18 protein-coding genes and 2 tRNA genes are annotated in these 20,592 nt (G+C 64.9%); 12 read left to right on the plus strand and 8 right to left on the minus strand.

Annotation, left to right across the window (positions count from 1 at the left end):
- Positions 1 to 88 precede the first annotated feature (88 nt).
- From P0D87_RS25655 to pncB, 5 genes are all read right to left on the minus strand, one after another.
- Positions 89 to 1,567 (minus strand): DNA recombination protein RmuC, encoded by a 1,479-nt coding sequence (locus P0D87_RS25655; RefSeq protein WP_053858564.1) that lies wholly within the window; start codon positions 1,565 to 1,567, stop codon positions 89 to 91.
- The gene (locus P0D87_RS25660; RefSeq protein WP_053858565.1) at positions 1,564 to 2,553 is read right to left on the minus strand and encodes a 2-hydroxyacid dehydrogenase; all 990 of its coding nucleotides are present in this window, start codon (positions 2,551 to 2,553) and stop codon (positions 1,564 to 1,566) included. Before P0D87_RS25660 ends, P0D87_RS25655 begins: the two co-directional genes overlap by 4 nt.
- Positions 2,554 to 2,607: 54 nt before the next feature.
- A complete protein-coding gene (locus P0D87_RS25665) occupies positions 2,608 to 4,038 on the minus strand; it encodes a sodium:proton antiporter (RefSeq protein WP_029967811.1) in 1,431 nt (476 codons plus the stop codon).
- Between the two features lie 88 nt (positions 4,039 to 4,126).
- Positions 4,127 to 4,789, minus strand: a complete 663-nt coding sequence (locus P0D87_RS25670; RefSeq protein ID WP_053858566.1) for a LutC/YkgG family protein — start codon at positions 4,787 to 4,789, stop codon at positions 4,127 to 4,129.
- Between the two features lie 150 nt (positions 4,790 to 4,939).
- Complete coding sequence (pncB, locus tag P0D87_RS25675; RefSeq protein WP_006052863.1) at positions 4,940 to 6,136, minus strand: nicotinate phosphoribosyltransferase; 1,197 nt, start codon at positions 6,134 to 6,136, stop codon at positions 4,940 to 4,942.
- 294 nt (positions 6,137 to 6,430) lie between these two features.
- Here pncB and fdxA point away from each other — a divergent pair, with 294 nt between their 5' ends.
- From fdxA to P0D87_RS25715, 8 genes are all read left to right on the plus strand, one after another.
- Positions 6,431 to 6,754 (plus strand): ferredoxin FdxA, encoded by a 324-nt coding sequence (fdxA, locus tag P0D87_RS25680; protein WP_006052862.1) that lies wholly within the window; start codon positions 6,431 to 6,433, stop codon positions 6,752 to 6,754.
- A gap of 114 nt (positions 6,755 to 6,868) precedes the next feature.
- Positions 6,869 to 6,944 (plus strand) — tRNA-Asn (locus P0D87_RS25685).
- Positions 6,945 to 7,006: 62 nt separating this feature from the next.
- Positions 7,007 to 7,082, plus strand: a tRNA-Asn gene (locus P0D87_RS25690).
- 152 nt (positions 7,083 to 7,234) lie between these two features.
- The gene (locus tag P0D87_RS25695; RefSeq protein WP_053859076.1) at positions 7,235 to 7,747 is read left to right on the plus strand and encodes a CreA family protein; all 513 of its coding nucleotides are present in this window, start codon (positions 7,235 to 7,237) and stop codon (positions 7,745 to 7,747) included.
- Between the two features lie 141 nt (positions 7,748 to 7,888).
- Entirely contained in the window at positions 7,889 to 8,719 is an 831-nt protein-coding gene (locus P0D87_RS25700) for a helix-turn-helix transcriptional regulator (protein ID WP_006052860.1), read from the plus strand.
- Between the two features lie 49 nt (positions 8,720 to 8,768).
- Positions 8,769 to 9,533, plus strand: a complete 765-nt coding sequence (locus tag P0D87_RS25705; RefSeq protein ID WP_044022017.1) for an AzlC family ABC transporter permease — start codon at positions 8,769 to 8,771, stop codon at positions 9,531 to 9,533.
- Complete coding sequence (locus P0D87_RS25710) at positions 9,530 to 9,859, plus strand: AzlD domain-containing protein (RefSeq protein WP_006052858.1); 330 nt, start codon at positions 9,530 to 9,532, stop codon at positions 9,857 to 9,859. The genes P0D87_RS25705 and P0D87_RS25710 overlap by 4 nt, the downstream gene beginning before the upstream one ends.
- A 716-nt stretch (positions 9,860 to 10,575) precedes the next feature.
- Positions 10,576 to 11,343, plus strand: coding sequence for a DUF4088 family protein (locus P0D87_RS25715; RefSeq protein ID WP_006052857.1), 768 nt, complete (start codon positions 10,576 to 10,578; stop codon positions 11,341 to 11,343).
- A gap of 419 nt (positions 11,344 to 11,762) precedes the next feature.
- On the opposite strand, the gene P0D87_RS25720 is transcribed toward P0D87_RS25715, so the two are convergent.
- The 3 genes from P0D87_RS25720 to P0D87_RS25730 form a co-directional block, all read right to left on the minus strand.
- A complete protein-coding gene (locus P0D87_RS25720) occupies positions 11,763 to 13,940 on the minus strand; it encodes an ATP-dependent helicase (protein ID WP_053858567.1) in 2,178 nt (725 codons plus the stop codon).
- Positions 13,941 to 14,198: 258 nt separating this feature from the next.
- Positions 14,199 to 14,480, minus strand: a complete 282-nt coding sequence (locus P0D87_RS25725) for a hypothetical protein (RefSeq protein WP_006052855.1) — start codon at positions 14,478 to 14,480, stop codon at positions 14,199 to 14,201.
- A gap of 108 nt (positions 14,481 to 14,588) precedes the next feature.
- Complete coding sequence (locus P0D87_RS25730) at positions 14,589 to 15,059, minus strand: hypothetical protein (RefSeq protein ID WP_029967819.1); 471 nt, start codon at positions 15,057 to 15,059, stop codon at positions 14,589 to 14,591.
- Between the two features lie 344 nt (positions 15,060 to 15,403).
- On the opposite strand from P0D87_RS25730, the gene P0D87_RS25735 reads away from it, so the two are divergent.
- The 4 genes from P0D87_RS25735 (at position 15,404) to P0D87_RS25750 (ending at position 20,581) form a co-directional block, all read left to right on the plus strand.
- Positions 15,404 to 15,622 carry an RNA-binding S4 domain-containing protein gene (locus tag P0D87_RS25735; protein ID WP_006052853.1) on the plus strand — a complete coding sequence of 73 codons (219 nt, stop codon included), beginning with the start codon at positions 15,404 to 15,406 and terminating at the stop codon, positions 15,620 to 15,622.
- 315 nt (positions 15,623 to 15,937) lie between these two features.
- On the plus strand, positions 15,938 to 17,347 hold the full coding sequence (locus P0D87_RS25740) for an MATE family efflux transporter (protein ID WP_053858568.1): 1,410 nt from the start codon (positions 15,938 to 15,940) through the stop codon (positions 17,345 to 17,347).
- Between the two features lie 497 nt (positions 17,348 to 17,844).
- The gene (panS, locus tag P0D87_RS25745; protein ID WP_053858570.1) at positions 17,845 to 18,804 is read left to right on the plus strand and encodes a ketopantoate/pantoate/pantothenate transporter PanS; all 960 of its coding nucleotides are present in this window, start codon (positions 17,845 to 17,847) and stop codon (positions 18,802 to 18,804) included.
- A 160-nt stretch (positions 18,805 to 18,964) separates the two neighbouring features.
- Positions 18,965 to 20,581, plus strand: coding sequence for a phospholipase D family protein (locus tag P0D87_RS25750; RefSeq protein WP_053858571.1), 1,617 nt, complete (start codon positions 18,965 to 18,967; stop codon positions 20,579 to 20,581).
- The last annotated feature ends 11 nt before the right edge of the window (positions 20,582 to 20,592 follow it).

A 20,592-nucleotide genomic window follows, 5' to 3' on the forward strand; every position in this document is an offset into this window, starting at 1 on the left:
CACTGCTACCGAGCCCGCGAGCGCGGGCCCGGTCGGGCAGCAGGCGCGGACCGCCGATGTCCACGCGCGGCGTCAGCCTCTTGTTACCTCACTGCTCATCGGGCTCGATGCCCGGCACTGCACCGCCGCCTATCAAACCATTCGCCTCCTCGCCGGGTAGCGCCTCCACGTCTCGCAGCTTGCGGTTCATGACGCGAGTGCGCGTCTCCGCCGCTTCGATGGAACGCGTGACCGTTTCGAGCTGCGCCTTCGTCCTCGCGAGCACATCGCCGAATTTGCCGAACTCCGTCTTGACCGCGCCGAGCACCTGCCACACCTCGCTCGAGCGCCGTTCGATGGCAAGCGTGCGGAAACCCATCTGCAAACTGTTGAGCAGCGCGGTCAGCGTGGTGGGACCGGCAATCGTCACGCGATACTCGCGTTGCAGCAGATCCGAGAGCCCCGGCCGACGCAGCACTTCGGCGTACAAACCTTCGGTCGGCAGGAACAGCAGCGCGAAGTCGGTGGTGTGCGGCGGCGACACGTACTTCTCGGCGATGCTGCGTGCCTCCGCGCGAATCCGTGCTTCGAGCGCGCGCGACGCTTCTTCTACCGCGAGCGGGTCGGCTCTTTCCTGCGCGTCGATCAGGCGTTCGTAGTCTTCGCGTGGGAATTTTGCGTCGATTGGGAGCCACACCGGCGCCGCCGCGCCGCCCGCGGCACCGGCCGCGCCCGCCACGCCCGCTTCTACCCGCCCCGGCAAGCGAATCGCGAACTCCACACGATCCGCGCTTTTCGGCACCGTCGCCACGTTCTTCGCGTACTGATCTGCGGTGAGCAGTTGCTCCAGCAATGCCTCGAGCTGCACTTCGCCCCAGGTGCCACGCGTCTTGACGTTCGTCAGCACCTTCTTCAGATCGCCGACGCCGGCCGCAAGCGTCTGCATTTCGCCCAGGCCGCGATGCACCTGCTCGAGCCGGTCGGACACGAGCTTGAACGATTCGCCCAGGCGTTGTTCGAGCGTGGCGTGCAGTTTTTCGTCGACGGTGCGGCGCATTTCTTCCAGCTTGCTCGCGTTGTTCGCCTCGATGTCCTTCAGCCGCTGCTCGATGGTCGCGCGAACTTCGGCGAAGCGCCGGTCGCTCGCCTCGGTGAGGCGCCCGAGTTGCAGGCTGAGCGTATCGCCGAACTGTTTGAGCGAGCGCCCCTGTTCATCGCGCGCCTGTTGCGCCTGCTGTTGCAGACTGTGACGCACCGCGTCGAGCTGTTGCGCGAATCCGTCGATCTTGCCGCCCTGCACCGTCGTCATGCTGCTGAATTGCGCGGCCAGCGTCTGCTGGAAATGCGCAAAGCCGCTGCTCTGCTCAGTGCGCGAAACGCGCGCGGTCTCCGTGATGTCGTTGCGCAATTGCCGCTCGAGGCGCTCATACGCGTGCGCCTGCGCATCGGCTGCCGCGTCGATGCGTTCGTTCAGCAGGTCGAACTGTTCCTGTTCGCCGGCGCGGCCCCGGCCGCGCATCAGCAACGCCAAAGCAAGCACAAGAGCGACCGCCAGCACCGCGACGGCCGCGACCAGAATCATCGTCATGCACGCGCCCGGCCGATGACTTCGGCATTGATCGGATTAGGCGGCTGACCCGCGCGCGGACCTTCGCCAAGACCGGCGATCAGGTTGTCCGCGGCGAGATTGGCCATCGAGCGGCGCGTCGCTTCCGTCGCGCTCGCGATATGCGGCGTCAACACGATGTTCGGCACTGTGAGCAGGTCCGGGTTCAGATTCGGCTCGCCTTCGAACACATCGAGACCGGCTGCGGCGATCTGCTTTGCACGCAGCGCCTGAACGAGCGCCGCGTCGTCGACGATGCCGCCGCGCGCGATATTCGTCAGCGTCGCGGTCGGCTTCATGAGCGCGAGTTCGGCCGCACCGATCGTGTGATGGTTTTCCTGCGTGTACGGCAAAACGAGCACGACATGATCGGCGCGCCGCAACAGGTCCTGCTTCGACACATATTCGGCGTTCAGTTCGGCTTCGATTTCCGGCGCGACGCGCGAACGGTTGTGATAGATCACCTGCATGTTGAAGCCGCGCGCACGCCGCGCGAGCGCCTGACCGATACGGCCCATGCCGATCACGCCCAGCGTCGAGCCGTGGATGTCGCCGCCGAGAAAGCCGTCATATGACCACTTCTGCCACTTGCCCGCGCGCAGCCAGTGCTCCGATTCGGCAATGCGCCTGGCCGCGGCCATCATCAGCGCCCAGCCGAAGTCGGCGGTCGATTCGTTCAGCACGTCCGGCGTGTTCGTGCCGAGCACGTTCGCCGCGTTGAACGCGGCCATGTCGAAGTTGTTGTAGCCCACCGCCATATTCGAGACCACGCGCAGACGCGGCGCGGCCGCGAGAACGTCGGCGCCGATCGGGTCGCCGGCAGTCAGCGCGCCGTCCTTGTCGGCGAGGCGGCGCTTCAGTTCTTCCGCCGGCAGTACGTCGCCCTGATTCCAGTCGACGTCGAAATACTGTTGAAGCCGTTCGATCACGTCAGGAAAAATCGGACGGGCGACGAGGATCTTCTGCATTGCAATTCTCCGTGTAGCGAATCGAGTGAGACAGCCTCGGCAGCAGGCCCGGTGTCAGAAAAAGAGCCAGCCGGTGACGAGAAAAAGCGGCAGCAACACCGCGCCTGACCAGCCGAGATAAGCGAAAAAACTCGGCATGCGCACACCGCGCGACTCCGCGATGGACTTCACCATAAAGTTCGGCGCGTTGCCGATATAACTGTTCGCGCCCATGAAGACCGCGCCCGCCGAGATCGCGGCCAACGTGGTCGCCCCGGTGGTCATCAGCGACTGTGCGTCGCCGCCCGCCAGGTTGAAAAACACGAGATAGGTGGGCGCGTTGTCGAGAAACGAAGATAGCAGGCCCGTCGCCCAGAAGTACATCGCGTCGTGCGGCTGGCCTGCGGAATCGTTGACCAGATGCACGATGCCGGCAAACGCGCCGGCTTCGCCCGCACGCAGCATCGTGATAACCGGCGCAATCGTCACGAAGATGCCGGCAAAGAGCTTGGCGACCTCTTCGATCGGCGCCCAGTTGAAGTCGTTGCCTGCGCGAGCCGCACGGGGCGTCCACAGAATCGAAAGCACCGTGACGCCGATGAGCGCGACATCGCGCACCACGTTCTGCAAGGCCACATGCGTGCCGAACACGTCGAAGCTCACGCCCGGCTTCCACAGCCCGCTCATCAGGACGAGGCCGACCACCGCGCCGAGCAGCACAAAATTGATCTTGCCGTCGATCCCGAGCCGAGGCGAATCCGGCGTCGGATCGAGGAAGAGCGAGCGCTCCTCTTCCCGTCGATGGAAATAATACGAGTCGAGACAATAGAACGCGACGAGCAGCACCGCGCACACGAACAGCATCGGCAACGCGAGATGCGTGGTGGTCCAGAAGAAGTCGACGCCTTGCAGGAAGCCGAGGAACAGCGGCGGATCGCCGAGCGGCGACAAAGAGCCGCCGGCATTCGCCACCAGAAAGATGAAGAACACGACGACGTGAACGACATGCCGCCGATTATCGTTCGCGCGCAGCAACGGTCGGATCAGCAGCATGGCCGCGCCGGTCGTGCCCATCACGCTCGCGAGCAAGGTGCCGAGCGCGAGGATCGTCACGTTCAGCCGCGGAGTGCCGTGCAGATTGCCGCGCACGCAAATACCGCCCGCGACCGTGTAGAGCGCGGTAAGCAGCACGATGAACGGAATGTACTCTTCGAGTAACGCATGGATGAGCGTGGCGAAGGCAACGTCTGCGCCGAATGCGAACGCGAACGGCGCCAGAAACGCCAGCGCCCACGCCGCCGCGATCTTGCCGAAATGGTGATGCCAGAAAGCCGGCGCGACGAGCGGAAAGACGGCAATGGAAAGCAGCACGCCGGCGAACGGCAATCCCCATAGCGCGGAAAGCGTTGCGCCATCCAATGTCGCGGCGCACGCAAGTTGAGGCCAGCTCATTAACGTCAATGCAGCAGCGAGCACCATGCTCGCCGGAGCGGCACGTCTAGTCATATGCAACAGATTCCCTGGTTCTTTTGAAATGGCAACTGACGGCGCAAGCCGGCGTACATCGGCGAACGAATAGACGCCGCCGCGGCACTCAGGCGCCGAGTACGACGATCACGTGCACCCGATAGGGCCCGTGCGCGCCCAGCACGATGGTCTGTTCGATATCGCCGGTGCGTGAAGGCCCCGAAACGAAGTTGACCGCACGCGGCAGTTCGCCCCGCTCGCTACGAATCAGCGCGAACGCTTCTTCATGTCCCGCCACGATGCGCGAAGCCGGCACGATGGCAATGTGCGTTTCGGGAAGCAGGCCGGCTGACGCATAAGTCTCGGGCCCTGACAGCAGCACGAGTGAGCCGGTTTCGGCAGTGGCGCAAAAGCAGCCGGTGAGACCGACCACGTCGCCGTCTTTCGGCTTGCGAAATTCGACGGTGAGGCCCGCGTCGCTCCAGCGCAGATCCTGCAGCGTCTGCCACGCGATCGCCTGCAACGGCAATGCATGTTCGACCAGATAGCGATGTGCGGCGATCGGCACGTCGCTCAGCGACTCGACCGTGTCGATCGTGGTGGACAATTTCCGCGCTTCTTCGATGAAGCGCGCGGTGAGATCCGCAGGCATGTCGGGGCGCGGACCCGGCGGATGGCGCGCGAGATAATCCGCCGCGGCCTCGCGTTCGGACGCGGACGGCTCGGGCTCACGGCCTTGCGCCGCGCGGATGCGCGCCAGGATATTGCGGCGGGCAATCGATGTGTCCATATGCGAAAGTCCTCGATAGTCCTCGTGTGCATGGCCATGCGAGATGCGGGGCGTGCATGCGAGGAATTATACCGGCCACCCTCCGCGCGAACACCCTGGCCGAACGGCATAGGAACACATCGGACACGCGACAAACGCGCTACAAACCCGCTACTTCGCGGGCTCTTCCTCGGGCTGCGCGATGCCGAAAACCTGCCGCAGATACGCGAGATACGCCTTGTCGTCGCACATATTCTTGCCCGGCGAATCCGACAGTTTCGCCACCGGCTGCCCATTGCAACGGACCATCTTGATGACGATCTGCAGCGGGTTATAGCCGAGGTCGTTGGTCAGATTGGTGCCCACGCCGAATGCGAGCTTGCAGCGTCCGCGGAAGCGCTCGTAGAGTTGCAGCACCTTGGGAATGTCGAGCGCGTCGGAGAACACGAGGATTTTCGTGCGCGGATCGCAACGGTTCGCTTCATAGTGCTGGAGCAGGCGCTCGCCCCAATCGAACGGATCGCCGGAGTCGTGACGCGCGCCGTCGAACAGCTTGCAGAAGTACATGTCGAAGTCGCGCAAAAACGCCTGCATGCCGTACACGTCGGAGAGCGCGATACCCAGGTCGCCACGATATTCCTTCGCCCACATTTCGAAGCCGAAGATCTGCGAATCGCGCAGCCTCGGACCCAGCGCCTGGCATGCCTGCAGGTACTCGTGCGCCATCGTGCCGAGCGGCGTGAGGCTGTGCTTCATCGCGTAAAAGACGTTGCTCGTGCCGGCGAACTGCTCGCCGAGACCGTCCTTCAACGTGAGGATCACTTCTTCGTGCCATTGCTTCGAGAAGCGGCGGCGCGTGCCGTAGTCGGCGATCTTGCAGTCGGCGAATTCCGGCCGCGCGCCGAGAAGTTTCATCTTCTCGACGAGACGTCCGCGACCTTCGCTGTAGTCCGGTTCCTGTTGCGTGTTGCGGAAATAGACTTCGTTGACGATCGCGAGCATCGGAATCTCGAACAGGATCGTGTGCAGCCACGGACCCTTGATCTCGATGTCGATCTCGCCGTTGTTCTTCGGCGAAGGCTCGATCGAAATGTACTTCTCGTTCAGATGAAAGAGCGCGAGAAACTCGATGAAATCGCCCTTGATGAAACGCATGCGCCGCAGGTAGTCGAGTTCCTCGTCGGTGAAGCGCAGCTTGCAGAGCTTGCGCACTTCCGCGCGTATTTCGCCGATGTACGGCACGAGGTCGACGTTCGGCGTGCGGCAACGAAAGCGGTACTCGACGTTGGCCGCGGGAAAATGATGCAGGACCACCTGCATCATCGTGAACTTGTACAGATCGGTGTCGAGCAGCGAAGTAATAATCATGATGGTGCGAACGGGACTGCGAAGTACGGGAGGCGTGACTCAACCCATGCATACGGCGCGCCTCGTGCGCACCGGCTTGACGCATGTTACCCGAATGCGCCGGCCTTCAGGCTCCCGGCCGCGGCCCGCGCGGCGCCGCTTGCCGTCGGCGGGATACTGTTTTCGCGCGCAATAAACTAATCACGAAAACATATAAAAGGCGTTGTGTGATGCCGCATGCGCCTCTTGACGTTACGTTACAATAGCGCTTTTGGCGTTTGCGCCTTTCTGATTCCGCATGCAGGAGCTGCCTGAATGACTCACGTTGTGACCGAAAGCTGCATCAAGTGCCGCTATACCGACTGCGTCGATGTGTGCCCGGTGGACTGCTTTCGCGAAGGTCCCAACTTCCTCGCGATCGACCCCGATGAATGCATCGACTGCGCTGTGTGCGTGGCCGAGTGCCCGGTGAACGCCATTTATGCCGAGGAAGACGTGCCGGGCGACCAGCAAAACTTCATCGAGTTGAATGCCGATCTAGCCAAGAACTGGCCGAGCATCACCAAGACGAAGGCGCCGCTGCCGGAAGCCGACGAGTTCAAGGACGTCAAGGAAAAGCTCGCGCTGCTGGTGCGCTGAGCGTTGCGGCGCTGTCGGTACGCGGCCGTTTCAGCCAAATAGAGATGAACGCGAAGTATTGACAGGTGCGAAAGCTGCTCCTACAATTCCGTTTCTCTGCTGTTGTTGTTCTGTTCCTCGATAGCTCAGTCGGTAGAGCGCCGGACTGTTAATCCGTAGGTCCCTGGTTCGAGCCCAGGTCGAGGAGCCAAGAATTGCAAAAGCCCGTTAACCAAGACGGGCTTTTTTATGTAGATCAAGTTGTACTGCTGTTCCTCGATAGCTCAGTCGGTAGAGCGCCGGACTGTTAATCCGTAGGTCCCTGGTTCGAGCCCAGGTCGAGGAGCCAAAATTCGAAGGCCCGCATCCGTGCGGGCCTTTTTGTTTTGCCGATGGCTTTGGCCATCCATCGTCGCGCGAACGACGCGGCGGTATACGATGACGGCTTCGCAGCGCATCACCGCGCTGCCCAACGAACCCTGCTCATCAGTCGGCAATCTCATGAAATTCATCTCGTTGTGCACGGCGCCTGCGGCCGCGTTTGCGGTCGCACTTACAGCTGCGTTTGCACTGGCCTCCACCGTGCTCGTGCCGTTTGCGCACGCCGAGGAAGTCGGCAGCGTCAATACGAACTTTCGCATCACCGGCTCGGATCGCGTGGTCGTCGAGGCTTATGACGATCCTCTCGTGCAAGGTGTGACCTGCTACGTATCGCGCGCGCGGACGGGCGGCGTCAAGGGCACGCTCGGCATCGCCGAAGATCCCACGGAGGCGTCCATCGCCTGCCGCCAGGTTGGTGCGATCCATTTCAGCGGACCGCTCAAGCAGCAAGCCGATGTGTTCTCCGTCAGCATGTCGCTGATCTTCAAGGCACTGCATGTCGTGCGCGTGGTCGACACCAAACGCAACGCGCTCGTCTATCTCACGTACAGCGACCGCGTGGTGAGCGGCAGCGCGAAAAACAGCGTGAGCGCCGTGCCCATGCCGGCCGGCACGACCATTCCGCTCAAGTGAGCCCGCAGCGGCGAGACAACGCGCGACATAGCAGCACATAACCAGCGTCCTACGAAAAAGTGCAGCATGCGCATAGCCGGAAGGCGCATGCCGCCGACCGCTCGCCCGCGCTAAACTGGGTGGCTGAATGAAAGCCATGCCATGACCGCCGCCCATCGTTTTCGCAACTCCGCCCGTTACTGGCGCACGCCGCTTCTGCCCGGCGCGGACCTGCTCACGGCCGAATATCACGATCACGAATTCGCGCCGCATTGGCACGACGCGTACACGATCCCGGTGATCGTCGCGGGCGCGGAAGGCTACCGGTATCGCGGCTCGGACTACGTTGCCGAAGCGGGCGGCGTGCCGATCATCAACCCCGGCGAGTTGCACACGGGCTCGAAGGCGGTGGAGGCCGGCTGGCGGTATCGCGTGATGTATGCGCCCGTGCAGTTCATCCACGAACTCGCCGACGAAGTCGCCGGCAAGCCGCAGCCGCTGCCGTGGTTCACGCCCGGCGTGATCCGCGATCCTGATCTCGCCGCGCGGCTCGCGAACGCGCATCGTCTGCTCGAAGACGGCGCCGACGCGCTCGCCGCGGAAGCCGCGATGCTCGACGCGCTGTCCACCTTGCTCGTGCGCTACGCGCAGACACAGCCGGAACCCTCGCGCGTTGCCGCCGACGACGCCCGCGTCGCGACGATGAAAGAGCGTCTGACAGGCGATCTTCTCGAACCGGTTACGCTCGCCGAACTCGCGCAGGCCGCGGGGCTCTCGCCGTTTCACGCGGCGCGGCTCTTTAACCGCGCCACTGGCCTCCCGCCTCACGCGTGGCGCAACCAGGTGCGGCTGCAACGCGCGCTTGCGCCGCTGCGCGCGGGCGTTCCCGTCACCGATGTGGCCGCCGCCAGCGGCTTCACCGATCAGAGCCACTTCACGCGGCACTTCCGGCGCATGTTCGGCGTGCCGCCCGGACGCTGGCAGGGAGCGTGACGATCGCTCGTCCGCAAGAACGTACAAGTGCGGCCGCGCCTCGCCCGCTATGCTTCCCGGCTCAAGGAGGCAAGTCTTGACCCGCTCGAACCATCTCAAGGAATTCACCGCTGGCGCACGCGACATCATCCCGATGATGATCGGCGCAGCGCCCTTCGGTGTCATTTACGGCACGCTCGTCGCGTCCGGCCCGCTGCAGTTGTGGCACGGCCAGTTGATGTCGCTCGTCGTATTCGCCGGCTCCGCGCAGTTCATCGCGCTCGGGCTGATTGCCGGTCACGCGAGTTTTGCCGTGATCTGGGCGACGACGCTCGTCGTCAATCTGCGGCACGTGCTGTACAGCGCGACGCTCGCGCCGCATGTCGCGCATCTGCCGGCGCGCTGGCGCTGGGCGCTCGGCGCGCTTCTCACCGACGAGGTCTTCGCGGTCGCCTGGGAGCACTATCGCCACCGTGAGCCGGGCACCGTTGGACCGCACTACTTCTTCGGCGCGGGTCTCGCGATGTATCTGAACTGGCAGTGCTGGACGATCGCCGGTCTGCTGTTCGGCGCGGCGTTTCCGGGCCTGCAATCGCTCGGGCTCGACTTCGCGATGGTCGCGACGTTTATCGCGATCGTCGTGCCGCAACTGGTTGCGCTGCGCTACATCGCGGCAGCGGTCACTGCGGGCACGCTGGCCTTCCTCTGGCAGGCGTGGCCGTACAAGCTCGGCCTGCTCGCTGCGGTGTTCGCGGGCGTCGTCGTCGGCGTTCTGCTGTCGACGCCGGGGCTTCGTTCGCGGCGCTCGCGCCGTTCCGCGGAGGCGTCGCGATGAACTACGTCGTCCTGATACTCGGCATGGCGCTGATCACCTGGGTGATTCGCGCGGCCGTCTTCGTGCTCGGCGACCGGCTGGTGTTTCCGCCGCTGGTGCGCACTGCCCTCGGCTTCGTGCCGGTCACCGTGCTGACAGCGATCATCGTGCCGATGGCCGTCTCGCCGCATGGCGCCGACGCCGGCGCCGAGTTGACCTGGCGCAATCCGCAACTGGTCGGCGCGCTGGCCGCTGTGGCGGCGAGCGCGCTGACGCGGCGCCCGCTGGTCACCATCGCGATTGGGCTGGCGGTGTTTTTTGTTTGGCAATGCGTGGTGCTGAGGTAGTGACTTGGGCGGCGCCCTGGTGAGTGCCTACTCACGTGGGAAGCGGCGCTGGTGGCGGTTGCGCCCGTCGCATTGCCAATGGCTGCGGCGGCCGGCCGCCGCAAACGCCTGCGCGTCTGCTCGCCTGACGCGTTGCCCGCCGCCGCTAACGGCCCGGTCGTTCGCTCACCCGACGCATTGCCCGTCGCCTACGCGTGCTCGTCCACTCGCCGGATGCAGTGCCCACCGCCGCCTGCACCCGCTCGTCCGCGCACCGGACGCATAGTCAGCCGCCGCCGCCCGCTCGTCCACTCACCCGACGCATTGCCCGCCGCCTACGCGTTCTCGTCCACTCGCCCGATGCAGTGCCCACCGCCGCCTACGCCCGCTCGTCCGCGCGCCGGATGCATAATCCACCGCCACCAACGCCCCCGCTCGTCCCGCTCGCCGGACGCATTGGCCGCCGTCGCCGCCGCCCGCTCCTCAGCATCCTCGCCGCATCCCGCCACCAAAGGACGCCTCCAGCGCCCGCGCGCTACCCGATAAAACCCTTAAGTTTCCCGTCAATCCGCCGATAAGCAGTCGAGGTCCGCTCGTCGGGATACGGGATACGTCCCGCCAACGACGCGGCAACAGGCAGGAATCAAGCGCGTGGCCATCGCGCGTCGAATCTCCGGGTCCGCTTGCGACCGGAGCACACGACGAGGCCGCGCGGCAGGACCAAACGGGATAGACACATGGGTCAAATCACCCTCACGCTCAAAGACGAGACCATCGCGACGCTGCGCAAGGATTTCGAGGCTTTTCTGCGCGTATCGCTGAAGCTCGATCCGCAGTTCGCGACGCCGTCGTTCGAAGACTTTTTGCGCGCCAAGCTGCTCGACAACATGGTGCCGCTGACCGAACACGCGGTTCAGCGGATGTTGCAGGGCGGCCAGTATGCATGGGCGAAACGCACGCTGGACAAGGAGTTCCCGGACGTCGTCGCGATTCTGATGCAGCAGGCCGGCGAGTTCGGCTTCGGCTTCGCGGCACGCTCGGAATGGACGCCGGAAGAGCTCGCCAAGCAGTGCCGCGACTGGGCGGCGGCCATCGTCAAGGAAGCCGAAGGCGACGCCGTGCTGGTCGACCCGCTCGCCGCGCAGATCAAGGGCGCCGTGCAGGACATCCAGGCGCTCGAGGAAGTCATGCAGACGCCGGCATGGCGGCTCGTCGAATCGTTGCGTCAGCGCGTGTACGAGGCGAAGGTCGCGTGCGAAACGAACGTGGGCAGCACGGCGCGCGAAAAGCTCGGCGAACTGCGCGGGCTGTTGCGCCTCGGCATTTCGCACGGCTCGTTCCAGAAACAGGAAGCGCAGCAGATCATGGAATATCTGCGCCTGCTGAAACCGGAAATTTTCGTCGAAGAACCGTACGACGTGTTTTCGCGGATGGCGGCCTGGCTGCGCAACTTTTTCGTTCCGCCGCGTCCGACGCCTCAGCAGCAGCAACGTCAGTCGCGGTGAGCGTGGTGAGCGCTTAGCCGCTTTCCGGGTAATTTGTGGCTGCGGTCAGTGGCGCGGTGGTCCTTGGGCGCGGTGGTCTTGGCGCGGTGGTCTTGGCGCGGTGGTCTTGGCGCTGTGGTCTTGGCGCTGTGGTCTTGGCGCGGTGGTCTTGGCGCGGTGGTCTTGGCGCGGTGGTCTTGGCGCGGTGGTCTTGGCGCGGTGGTCTTGGCGCGGTGGTCTTTGGGTGCTGCGGCCTTTGGCGCTGCGGTCTTTGGCCGCGGTGGCCGCCTCGCGTGGCTGCTTCCGGGGCATTGGGGCGCTGCGGCCTCTGGTCACCTTGCTCGCCCCCGCCGCGCCGCTAGCGCCCCGCCGCACTTGTCTCGCCGATGACTGCTCCGGCAAGCCGCCAGCAACCGGCTATAACCGGCTATAACCGGCTCTCAATCCCACATCTTCCTAAGCCTCGCCCCAATCTCGATCTTCGCCTGCGCCGCCGCGGCCAGCCCGGCGGCTGTCGGCGCGCTCGCCACGGGCACGCGCGGCCACGCATAAGCGTCGAACAAGGGCATCAGATGCGCGGGAATGAAGCGCGTGCGCGACGCCCACACATGGCGGTCGCCGAGATGCGTCTGGTTGTGCACGTAAAAGCGCTGCGGCACGACGATATGCAGATCTTCCTTCGCGCGCGTCATCGCCACGTAGAGCAGACGGCGCTCCTCGTCGATTTCGTCTTCGCTGCCCGTGCCGAGGTCGGACGGAATGCAGCCGTCGACACCATTCAGCACGAACACGTTGCGCCACTCCTGCCCCTTCGCCGAATGGATGGTGGACAGGATCAGATAGTCCTCGTCGATGAGCGGCACGCCCGATTCGTCGCTGGTGGCGTCGGGCGGATCGAGCGTCAGTTCGGTCAGAAAGCGTTCGCGCGACGCATAGGTGCCCGCGATGCTTTCCATCTGCAGCACGTCGGCATGGCGGATCGCGGCGTCTTCGTGATTGCGCGCGAGGTGCGGCTCGTACCAGCGCCGCACCATCTCGAACTCGGCGGGCCACGGCGTCTGCCGCCCGTACACGCTCGACATCAGCCTGACGAACGGATGCCAGTCCTCCTGCGCGCGGGGCGGCGGCGCGAACGCCGCGAGCGCGTTGGCCGCCGAGTTGGCCAGACTCTCGGCCACAGTCCCGGCCGGATTGCCGACACCGCCGCCGACAGCGACACCGGCGCCGGCACGAGCGACGATCTCGTCCAGCACCTTCGCGGCGGTGGCCGGCCCGACGCCCGGCAGCAGTTGCACGACCCGGAAGCCGGCCACGCGATCGCGCGGATTCTCGGCCCAGCGCAGCACGGCAAGCACGTCCTTCACATGCACCGAATCGAGAAACTTGAGTCCGCCGAACTTGACGAACGGGATGTTGCGCCGCGTAAGCTCGATTTCGAGCGCGGCGCTGTGATGCGCGGCGCGAAACAGCACCGCCTGCGATTTCAGCTTCATGCCTTGCTCGCGCGCTTCGAGCACCTGTTCGACGACGTAGCGCGCCTGGTCGGCCTCGTCGGCGACGGTCACGAGACGCGGGCGTTGCGCCGATGCCTTATCGGTCCACAAGTTCTTCGTGTAGCGCTCGCTGGCCAGTTCGATCACGGCATTGGACGCGGCGAGAATCGGCTGCGTCGAACGGTAATTGCGCTCGAGCGTGATCTGCGTGGCGGGCGGATCGAATTGCGCCGGAAAGTCGAGAATGTTGCGCACGGTCGCGCCGCGAAACGAATAGATCGACTGGGCGTCGTCGCCGACCACGGTCAGGCCGCGGCCGTCGGGCTTCAGCGCGAGCAGGATGGACGCCTGCAGGCGGTTGGTGTCCTGATACTCGTCGACGAGCACATGATCGAAGCGCGCCGACAGATCCGCGGCAATGGCCGGCTCGGCGGCCATGTGCGACCAGTAGAGCAGCAGATCGTCGTAATCGAGCACGCTTTGCTTCTGTTTGGCGTCGACATAAGCGGCGAACAGCATGCGCAAATCCGCCTCCCATTCGCGGCACCACGGAAACGCGCTGTCCAGAACCTGGCCGAGCGACGCGCCCGTGTTCACCACGCGCGAATAGATCGCGAAGCAGGTGCTCTTGGCCGGAAAGCGCCGTTCTTTCGCCGACAGCCCGAGTTCATGGCGCACCAGGTTCATCAGGTCGGCGGAATCCTCACGGTCGTTGATCGTGAAGGCCGGCGCAAGGCCGATCAGCTCCGCATATTCGCGCAACAGCCGCGCGCCGACGCTATGGAAGGTGCCCGCCCACGTCAGCCCTTGCGCGAGCGCGGCGCGCGTGCCGAGCGCCGCGGTGGCGATGCGCGTGACGCGGCGAGTCATTTCGAGCGCCGCGCGGCGCGAGAACGTGAGCAGCAGAATCCGCCGGGGATCGGCGCCTTTCACCATCAGATTCGCGACGCGATGCGCGAGCGTGTTGGTCTTGCCGGAACCCGCGCCCGCGATCACCAGTAACGCGCCGGGCGGTGCGTGCGGCGTATCCGCGCCGTATTCGACGGCCTCGCGCTGCGCGTCGTTGAGCTTCGTGAGCCAGGCGGCGGCGTCGGATGGCGGCGGAGATTCGGCGACGGAAAGCACGTTTTTTGGCAGGCATTGGATGGATTGGGGAGCGACGCATACTGTATATCCATACAACCCTGGCGCACAAGCGCCCTTTTTTTCGCGGACGGCCGCGGGCGTTGTAGGCAGACTCAGCGCGGGACGCGTGGCGCCGTATGGCGTCGGCAGCCAGCAAGCCCGAGCCAGAAAACACAACGGCCCGTTCGCTTCACGCTGAACGGGCCGTCATAGACCAGCAAGCCTTCCGGCTCCTTCATCGCGCCGAGAGCCAGAACCCTACTGCTTCTTGGCATCCTTCAAATTGGCCTCGGCATTAGCCTTATCGGCGTCGGCTTGCGCCTCAGTCTTTTCCTTGTTGGCCTTGGCTTGCGCGACAGCCGCCTTCTTGTCCGCCTTCGACTGCTCCTTCGCCGCCTTCTTGTCGGCGTGCGTGACCGGGGCGGCGGCCGGATCGCTAGCCTGGGCGAAAGCCACCGACGACAGGCAGCCCGCGATCATCAGCGCGCAAAGCCGGCCAGCGGCGGATTTCATCGACTTCGTAGATTGAGTGCTGTTCATGCGATACCTCCTTGCCAAATCTAAATCTCATGGGCCCGGGCGAGAGCGCGTCGCGCCCGGGCGCAAGTCCGACGTGCCGGGCGCATCGCGCCCCGACGCGACCGGCGATTAATGCTTGACCTCGCCGCCGTCGGTCTGCGCGCCGGCCTGGCCCTGCATGTTCATCTTCATTTCGTTGCTGGCGGCCTGCTTGTCCGCCTTCATGTTGATCTTCGCGTCGCGCACCTGCTCCGTGTACTCGGACTTCGCGGCCTTCTGCTGCTGCTTCAACTCGGCCTTCGATGCCTTCTTCGACGCGCGGTATTCCGCGCTCGCCTTCGCGTTCGCTTCGCGCTTCTGGACGAGCGGATCGGCCGAGCCCGGCGCCGTCAGACGCGTCGGCGGCGGCGTGACCGGCTGCACGCCCTGCGCTGCCGGCGCGACATCGGCGCCCGGCGTCTGTGCCTGAAGTTGCGCTTGCGTATTCACGCCCGCGGCCGGCTGGATCGGCTGAACGGGTTGGCTGGTCTGCGCCACAGCCGCGGTGGCGGCAAAGGCGGTCATGGCGGTACCGATCAGTAGCGTACGAATCTGGGTCATGGCGATTTCCTCTTCAGGTTGTCGTGATGTGAGCCGTCCGGCGCCGCGTCGGCGGCGCTTTGCAGGACGCCTCCCGGTCTGCTCACAGCCGAACAAATTTTCGGCAAGCTTTGCTGCTGAGACCCACTTTACGAGTGAAGTCGTTTCGTGGCGACCGGTGTTACGCGACGTTTCACTTTCTGACAAGCGCATAACATCTGCTTGCATTTGCTTGCGATGCGCTCGCCGACGCGCGGCCGGCATCCGCAATGACGCGGGCAAACGCACTGGCAAACACAGCGCGCCTTCTTCAGGGCAAGCTTGTGGCTTATGATGCGAACCCCTCGCCTGAAGGTGCAACGCCCATGCCCAACCTCGATTTCACGCTCACTGGCGACTACGTCGAACTCCACAATCTGCTGAAGATTACGGGACTCGCGGACAGCGGCGGCCAGGCCAAACTGATGGTCGCCGACGGCGCGGTGACCGTCGACGGCCGCGTCGAAACGCGTAAAACGTGCAAGATCCGCGCGGGTCAGGTGGTGCTGCTCGGCGACACGCGAATCGCCGTCCACGAGGCGTGACGCGGGCGCTGCGCCGGACCACGAGATTCCGCAGCCGGCTCGCGCACCAAAAACGTGCGTTCTCCATCGACAGTTCAGCGGCCACACAATAAGCTGTTGGTTTTGCCAGACACGCGCATGGGCCGAGGTCGTCGGCTTCGGATTCATGGCTGCACGCGCCATCGCAGGAGAGCGCGAACTTTTAGCCGCCGCCGCGTCCGCCGCTTGCGGGCGCCTCGTGCGCCGGCCGCTACGCCGTGCGTAAGCCGCGCCGTCCGCAAGCTAATGCCGCTGTCGTCCAACGCGCTGTCCCGATCCGCTCAATACGCACGCTCCATGACTCAATCCGGCTTCACCCGGTCCGCCGCCCCGCCGCCGACTTTCTCGCGCCACGCCGCCGACACCGCGCGGCTCGCCGCGCCGCTCGCGATCGCGCAACTGTCGCAAATGGCGATGGCCGTCACCGACACCATCCTGCTCGGCTCGCTCGGCCCCGACGCGCTCGCGGCCGGCGGCCTCGGCGCGAATCTCTTCTTCGTCGTGGTGACGCTGCTGCAGGGCGTGCTGACGTCCGTCAGCGTGAGCGTCTCGCATGCGCGCGGCGCGCAGGACGAAAGCCGCGTGCCGCACATCTACTGGACGGGTTTCGTGCTGTCGGTGCTGCTGTCGGTGCCGGCGTTCGCGCTGCTGTCGTTCGCCACGCCGATCCTGCTCGCGTTCGGCGAGCCCGCGCTGCTCGCGCACAACGTCGGCGAATATGCGGCGGTGCTGCGCTGGGGCGCGCTCGGCAGCCTGATCGGCGTCGGTCTGATGCGCTCATTTTTGCCGGCGATCGGCGCGGCGCGGCGGCTCCTGTGGGTATCGCTTGTGAGCGTCGGCGTGAACGGCGTTCTGAACTACGGGCTGATTCACGGCGCGTACGGCCTGCCGCGGCTCGGTTTTCTTGGCTCGGCCGCCGCGACGTCAATCACCGTCTGGCTGACCGCGCTCGTGCTGATGGCGCTGTTGCACCTGCGGCCGCGCTATCGCCACTTCGTCGTCGCAACGCGCCCCAACGTGCCGCTGATGGGCGAGCTGTTCGGCATCGGCTGGCCTGTCGCGATCACTTATGGCGTGGAGTCGACGCTCTTTCTCGCGACCGGCCTGATGGTCGGCCTGCTCGGCGAATCGCAACTGGCCGCGCACCAGATCGCGCTGAACGTCGCGTCGGTGGCCTTCATGGTGCCGCTCGCGATCGGCCAGGCGGCCAATGTGCGCGTCGGCTTCTGGTCCGGCGCGGGGCAGCCGCTGGCCGCGCGCCACGCGGGCTTCGTCGCGCTTGCGCTCGGCGTCGGCTTCATGACGCTGTCGGGCATCGTGCTGATCGGGGCGCCGCACTGGATCGTCGGCCTCTACCTGCATCTCGACGATCCGGCGAATGCCGCGACCGTCGCGCTCGCGAGTTCGCTGCTCGGCGTGGCCGCTATTTTTCAGATCGTCGACGGCATGCAGACAGTCGGTTCCGGTTGCCTGCGCGGTCTGAAAGACACCCGCATACCGATGATCGCCGCGGCCTTCGGTTACTGGGTGATCGGCTTTCCGACCGGCTATACGCTCGCGTTTCACTTCGGGCTCGGCGCGCGCGGTTTGTGGTGGGGACTCGCGGCCGGGCTCGCGAGCGTCGCGTTGCTGATGACGCTGCGCTTTCACAAGCTGAGCTTGCGGCGCGTGCCGGCGAAGGATGCGCCGCCTGCTGCATCGGTGTGAAAGCGGCAGGACCAGGCGGGTCTGCGGGAATGAGCGCGCGGAAATAAGCGCGAGTACGGCAGCGGCAAATTTCGTGCGGCGAGGCGCTACTTCGCGCTGCCTCCCGGAACGCTTACTTTCGTTGCACGCGCAACGAAGCGTCCGGCAGCCTTTGCGCGGCAACGGTAAAATGCGCGTTCGTTCCGAGCGACGCGAACCCGCGTCCATCCGACGAAAAAACGCGGCCGCGCTCCTCACAAAGGACCGCGCCGCCGGCAGGTCCGCCATCCGCTGACGCACTGCCTTTCTCCTGCAAGAGACGAACAGCGCAACCGGCGCGACACACACGCTGCGGGTAAGCGGCTCGCGCGCGGCCGATCCGATCCATAACGGCACCGCCGCTTCGCAGAACCATCGCCGCGCGCCGCGCCAATAGCGCTTAATACGGCATTACTAGAGACCCGCGCTTTTCGCCAGTCGCTTCTCACGAAAAAATACCCAACCAAGGACCTCGCCTCATGCTTGCCCGCATCACCCGTCTCTTTCCACTCTGGGCCGTGCTCATTTCGGTTGCCGCCTATTCGTCGCCGGCATCGTTTTCCGGCATCGCGCCGCACGTCACCACACTCCTGACCATCATCATGCTGGCGATGGGCGTCACGCTCTCCGTCGCCGATTTCCAGCGCGTCTTCACGCGGCCCGCGCCGGTGATCGCAGGCATCGTGCTGCATTACCTCGTGATGCCGCTTGCCGCCTGGGCGATCGCGAAGGCGTTGCGCATGCCGCCCGACCTGACGGCGGGCATGGTGCTGGTCGGCAGCGTCGCGAGCGGCACGGCGTCAAACGTGATGATCTATCTCGCGCGCGGCGACGTCGCGCTGTCGGTAACGATCAGCGCGTTGTCCACGCTGGTCGGCGTATTTGCGACGCCGCTCCTCACGCGCCTTTATGTGGACGCGTCAATCGCGGTCGACGTGCACGGCATGCTGATGAGCATCCTGCAGATCGTCGCGCTGCCGATCGTGGTCGGCCTCGCGGTGAATCATCTGTTCAACAAGACGGTGCGCAAAGTGGAACCCGTGCTGCCGCTCGTGTCGATGGTCGCGATTCTGCTGATCATCGGCGCGGTGGTGGGCGGCACGCAAAAGAGCATTGCGTCCGTCGGCCTCGTCGTGATGTTCGGCGTCGTGCTGCACAACGGCATCGGTCTGCTCGGCGGTTATTGGGGCGGCCGTCTGCTTGGTTTCGACGAAGCCGTCTGCCGCACGCTCGCCATCGAAGTCGGCATGCAGAACTCGGGCCTCGCCGCGACGCTCGGCAAGCTGTATTTCACGCCGATCGCCGCGTTGCCGGGCGCCTTGTTCTCGGTGTGGCACAACCTCTCGGGCTCGCTGCTCGCGGGCTTCTGGGCAGGGCGTCCGGCGGAAGGCTCGACCCATGCCAACGACGAACGCGCGGTGAATCCCGGACGCGTCTAAGCACGCCCATCTCGTGCCGCCGCCAACAGTCCGGCGGCCCGATTCCCCTTAGAATGGTTTTCTCGGCGGCGCGTGTGAAGACACTGCGCCGCCGCACGAAAAGCCTGAACAACAAAGGGGAAAGAGCGTGCAGTTGCCTACACAACAAAAGCAGACCGCGATGCAGCGCAAGCGTGCAATCAGTTCTGCGAGACATTTCTTCCTGCTGTGTTGCGCATCGGCATTTCTGACCGCGTGCGCGACGAGGCCGCCCGCCACCGCGTTCGACCGTCCGGTCACTCACGCGCTGCCCGCCACCGAGAACACGCCGCTTCGCGCAGCGCTCGCGCCACTTGAAGCCGCTCATCCGGACGAGTCGGGTTTTCGCGTGCTATCGAGCGGCACCGACGCGTTGCAGATGCGCATTGCGCTCGCCCGCGCGGCGACCAAGACGCTCGACATGCAGTACTACATCGCCAACGAGGACACCACCGGCAAGCTGCTGCTCGGCGCGGCGCTCTATGCGGCGGATCACGGCGTGCGCGTACGCATGCTGGTCGACGACCTGAATTTCAAGGACATCGACCGCATCATGGCGGGCCTGAATTCGCACAGCAACATCGAGATTCGCGTCTTCAATCCGTTCGGCAGCGCGCGCGAAGGGGTGTTCGAGCGCACCACGAATCTCTTCACACAGATCGGCCACTTCACGCGCCGCATGCACAACAAGGCGATGATCGCGGATAACCAGTTGGCGATTGTCGGCGGCCGCAATCTCGGCGACGAATACTTCAGCGCGAGCGAGGTACTGCAGTTCCGCGACATCGACGTGCTCGCCGCCGGTCCGATCACCGCCGATGTCTCCGCGAGCTTCGACGATTACTGGAACAGCAGTCTCGCGTATCCGTTGCGTGTGCTGAACAAGCAGAAGTTCGACGCAAAGGAACTCGACCAGACGCGCGACGATCTTCGCCAGCACTGGCGCACCAACGCCGATCCATACAACGCAAAGCCGCTGAATGCGACGCCGCTCGCCGCGCAGATTTCCAGCAGGCAACTCGGCCTGACGTGGGCGCACGCCGAGTTCAAGGCGGATGAGCCGGAGAAGATCGAGAACCCGTCGCCGGACTACGTGAGTCCGCCGCTGAAGCGGCTCGGCGAACTGATCAAGGACGCGCACAAGGATTTCCTGATCGTGTCGCCCTACTTCGTTCCGCACGAGGCGGGCGTCAAGGCGCTCAGCGAACTGACGCAGCGCGGCGTGCGCGTAGCAATCCTGACGAATTCACTCGCCGCCACCGACGCGGTCGCGGTGCAAGCCGGCTACAGTCCGTTTCGCGTGCCGCTGCTCAAGCAGGGCGTCGAGCTATATGAGTTCCGACCGCGCCAGGAAACGCCGGCCGCGGGTTTCGCGGGCTCGCGTTCGCGCGCGAGTCTGCATGCGAAGACTTTTATGATCGACCGGCGCATTCTGGTGATCGGTTCAATGAACCTCGATCCGCGCTCGGCGAACCTGAACACCGAACTCGCGCTCGTGATCCACAGTCCGGAACTGGCGGCGCAGGTGGCTGACATCTTCGACCGCGCGATCGAACCGCAACAAAGCTATCGCGTGACGCTCGCCGACGACGCGCAGCTCGCCTATCTCCGCTCGATCGGCGCGCCGCTGTCGCCGCTCGTCTGGACCGATGTGGAGAACGGCGTGCGGCGCACCTATATTTTCGACCCGCAGGCAGGGTTATACCGGAATGCGCTAACCGGGCTATTCTCCTTATTGCCGGTCAACGCAGAACTTTAAAAGCGGAGCTG

It is taken from the genome of Paraburkholderia sp. RL17-368-BIF-A (genome assembly GCF_046054045.1).
Classification (GTDB): domain Bacteria; phylum Pseudomonadota; class Gammaproteobacteria; order Burkholderiales; family Burkholderiaceae; genus Paraburkholderia; species Paraburkholderia graminis.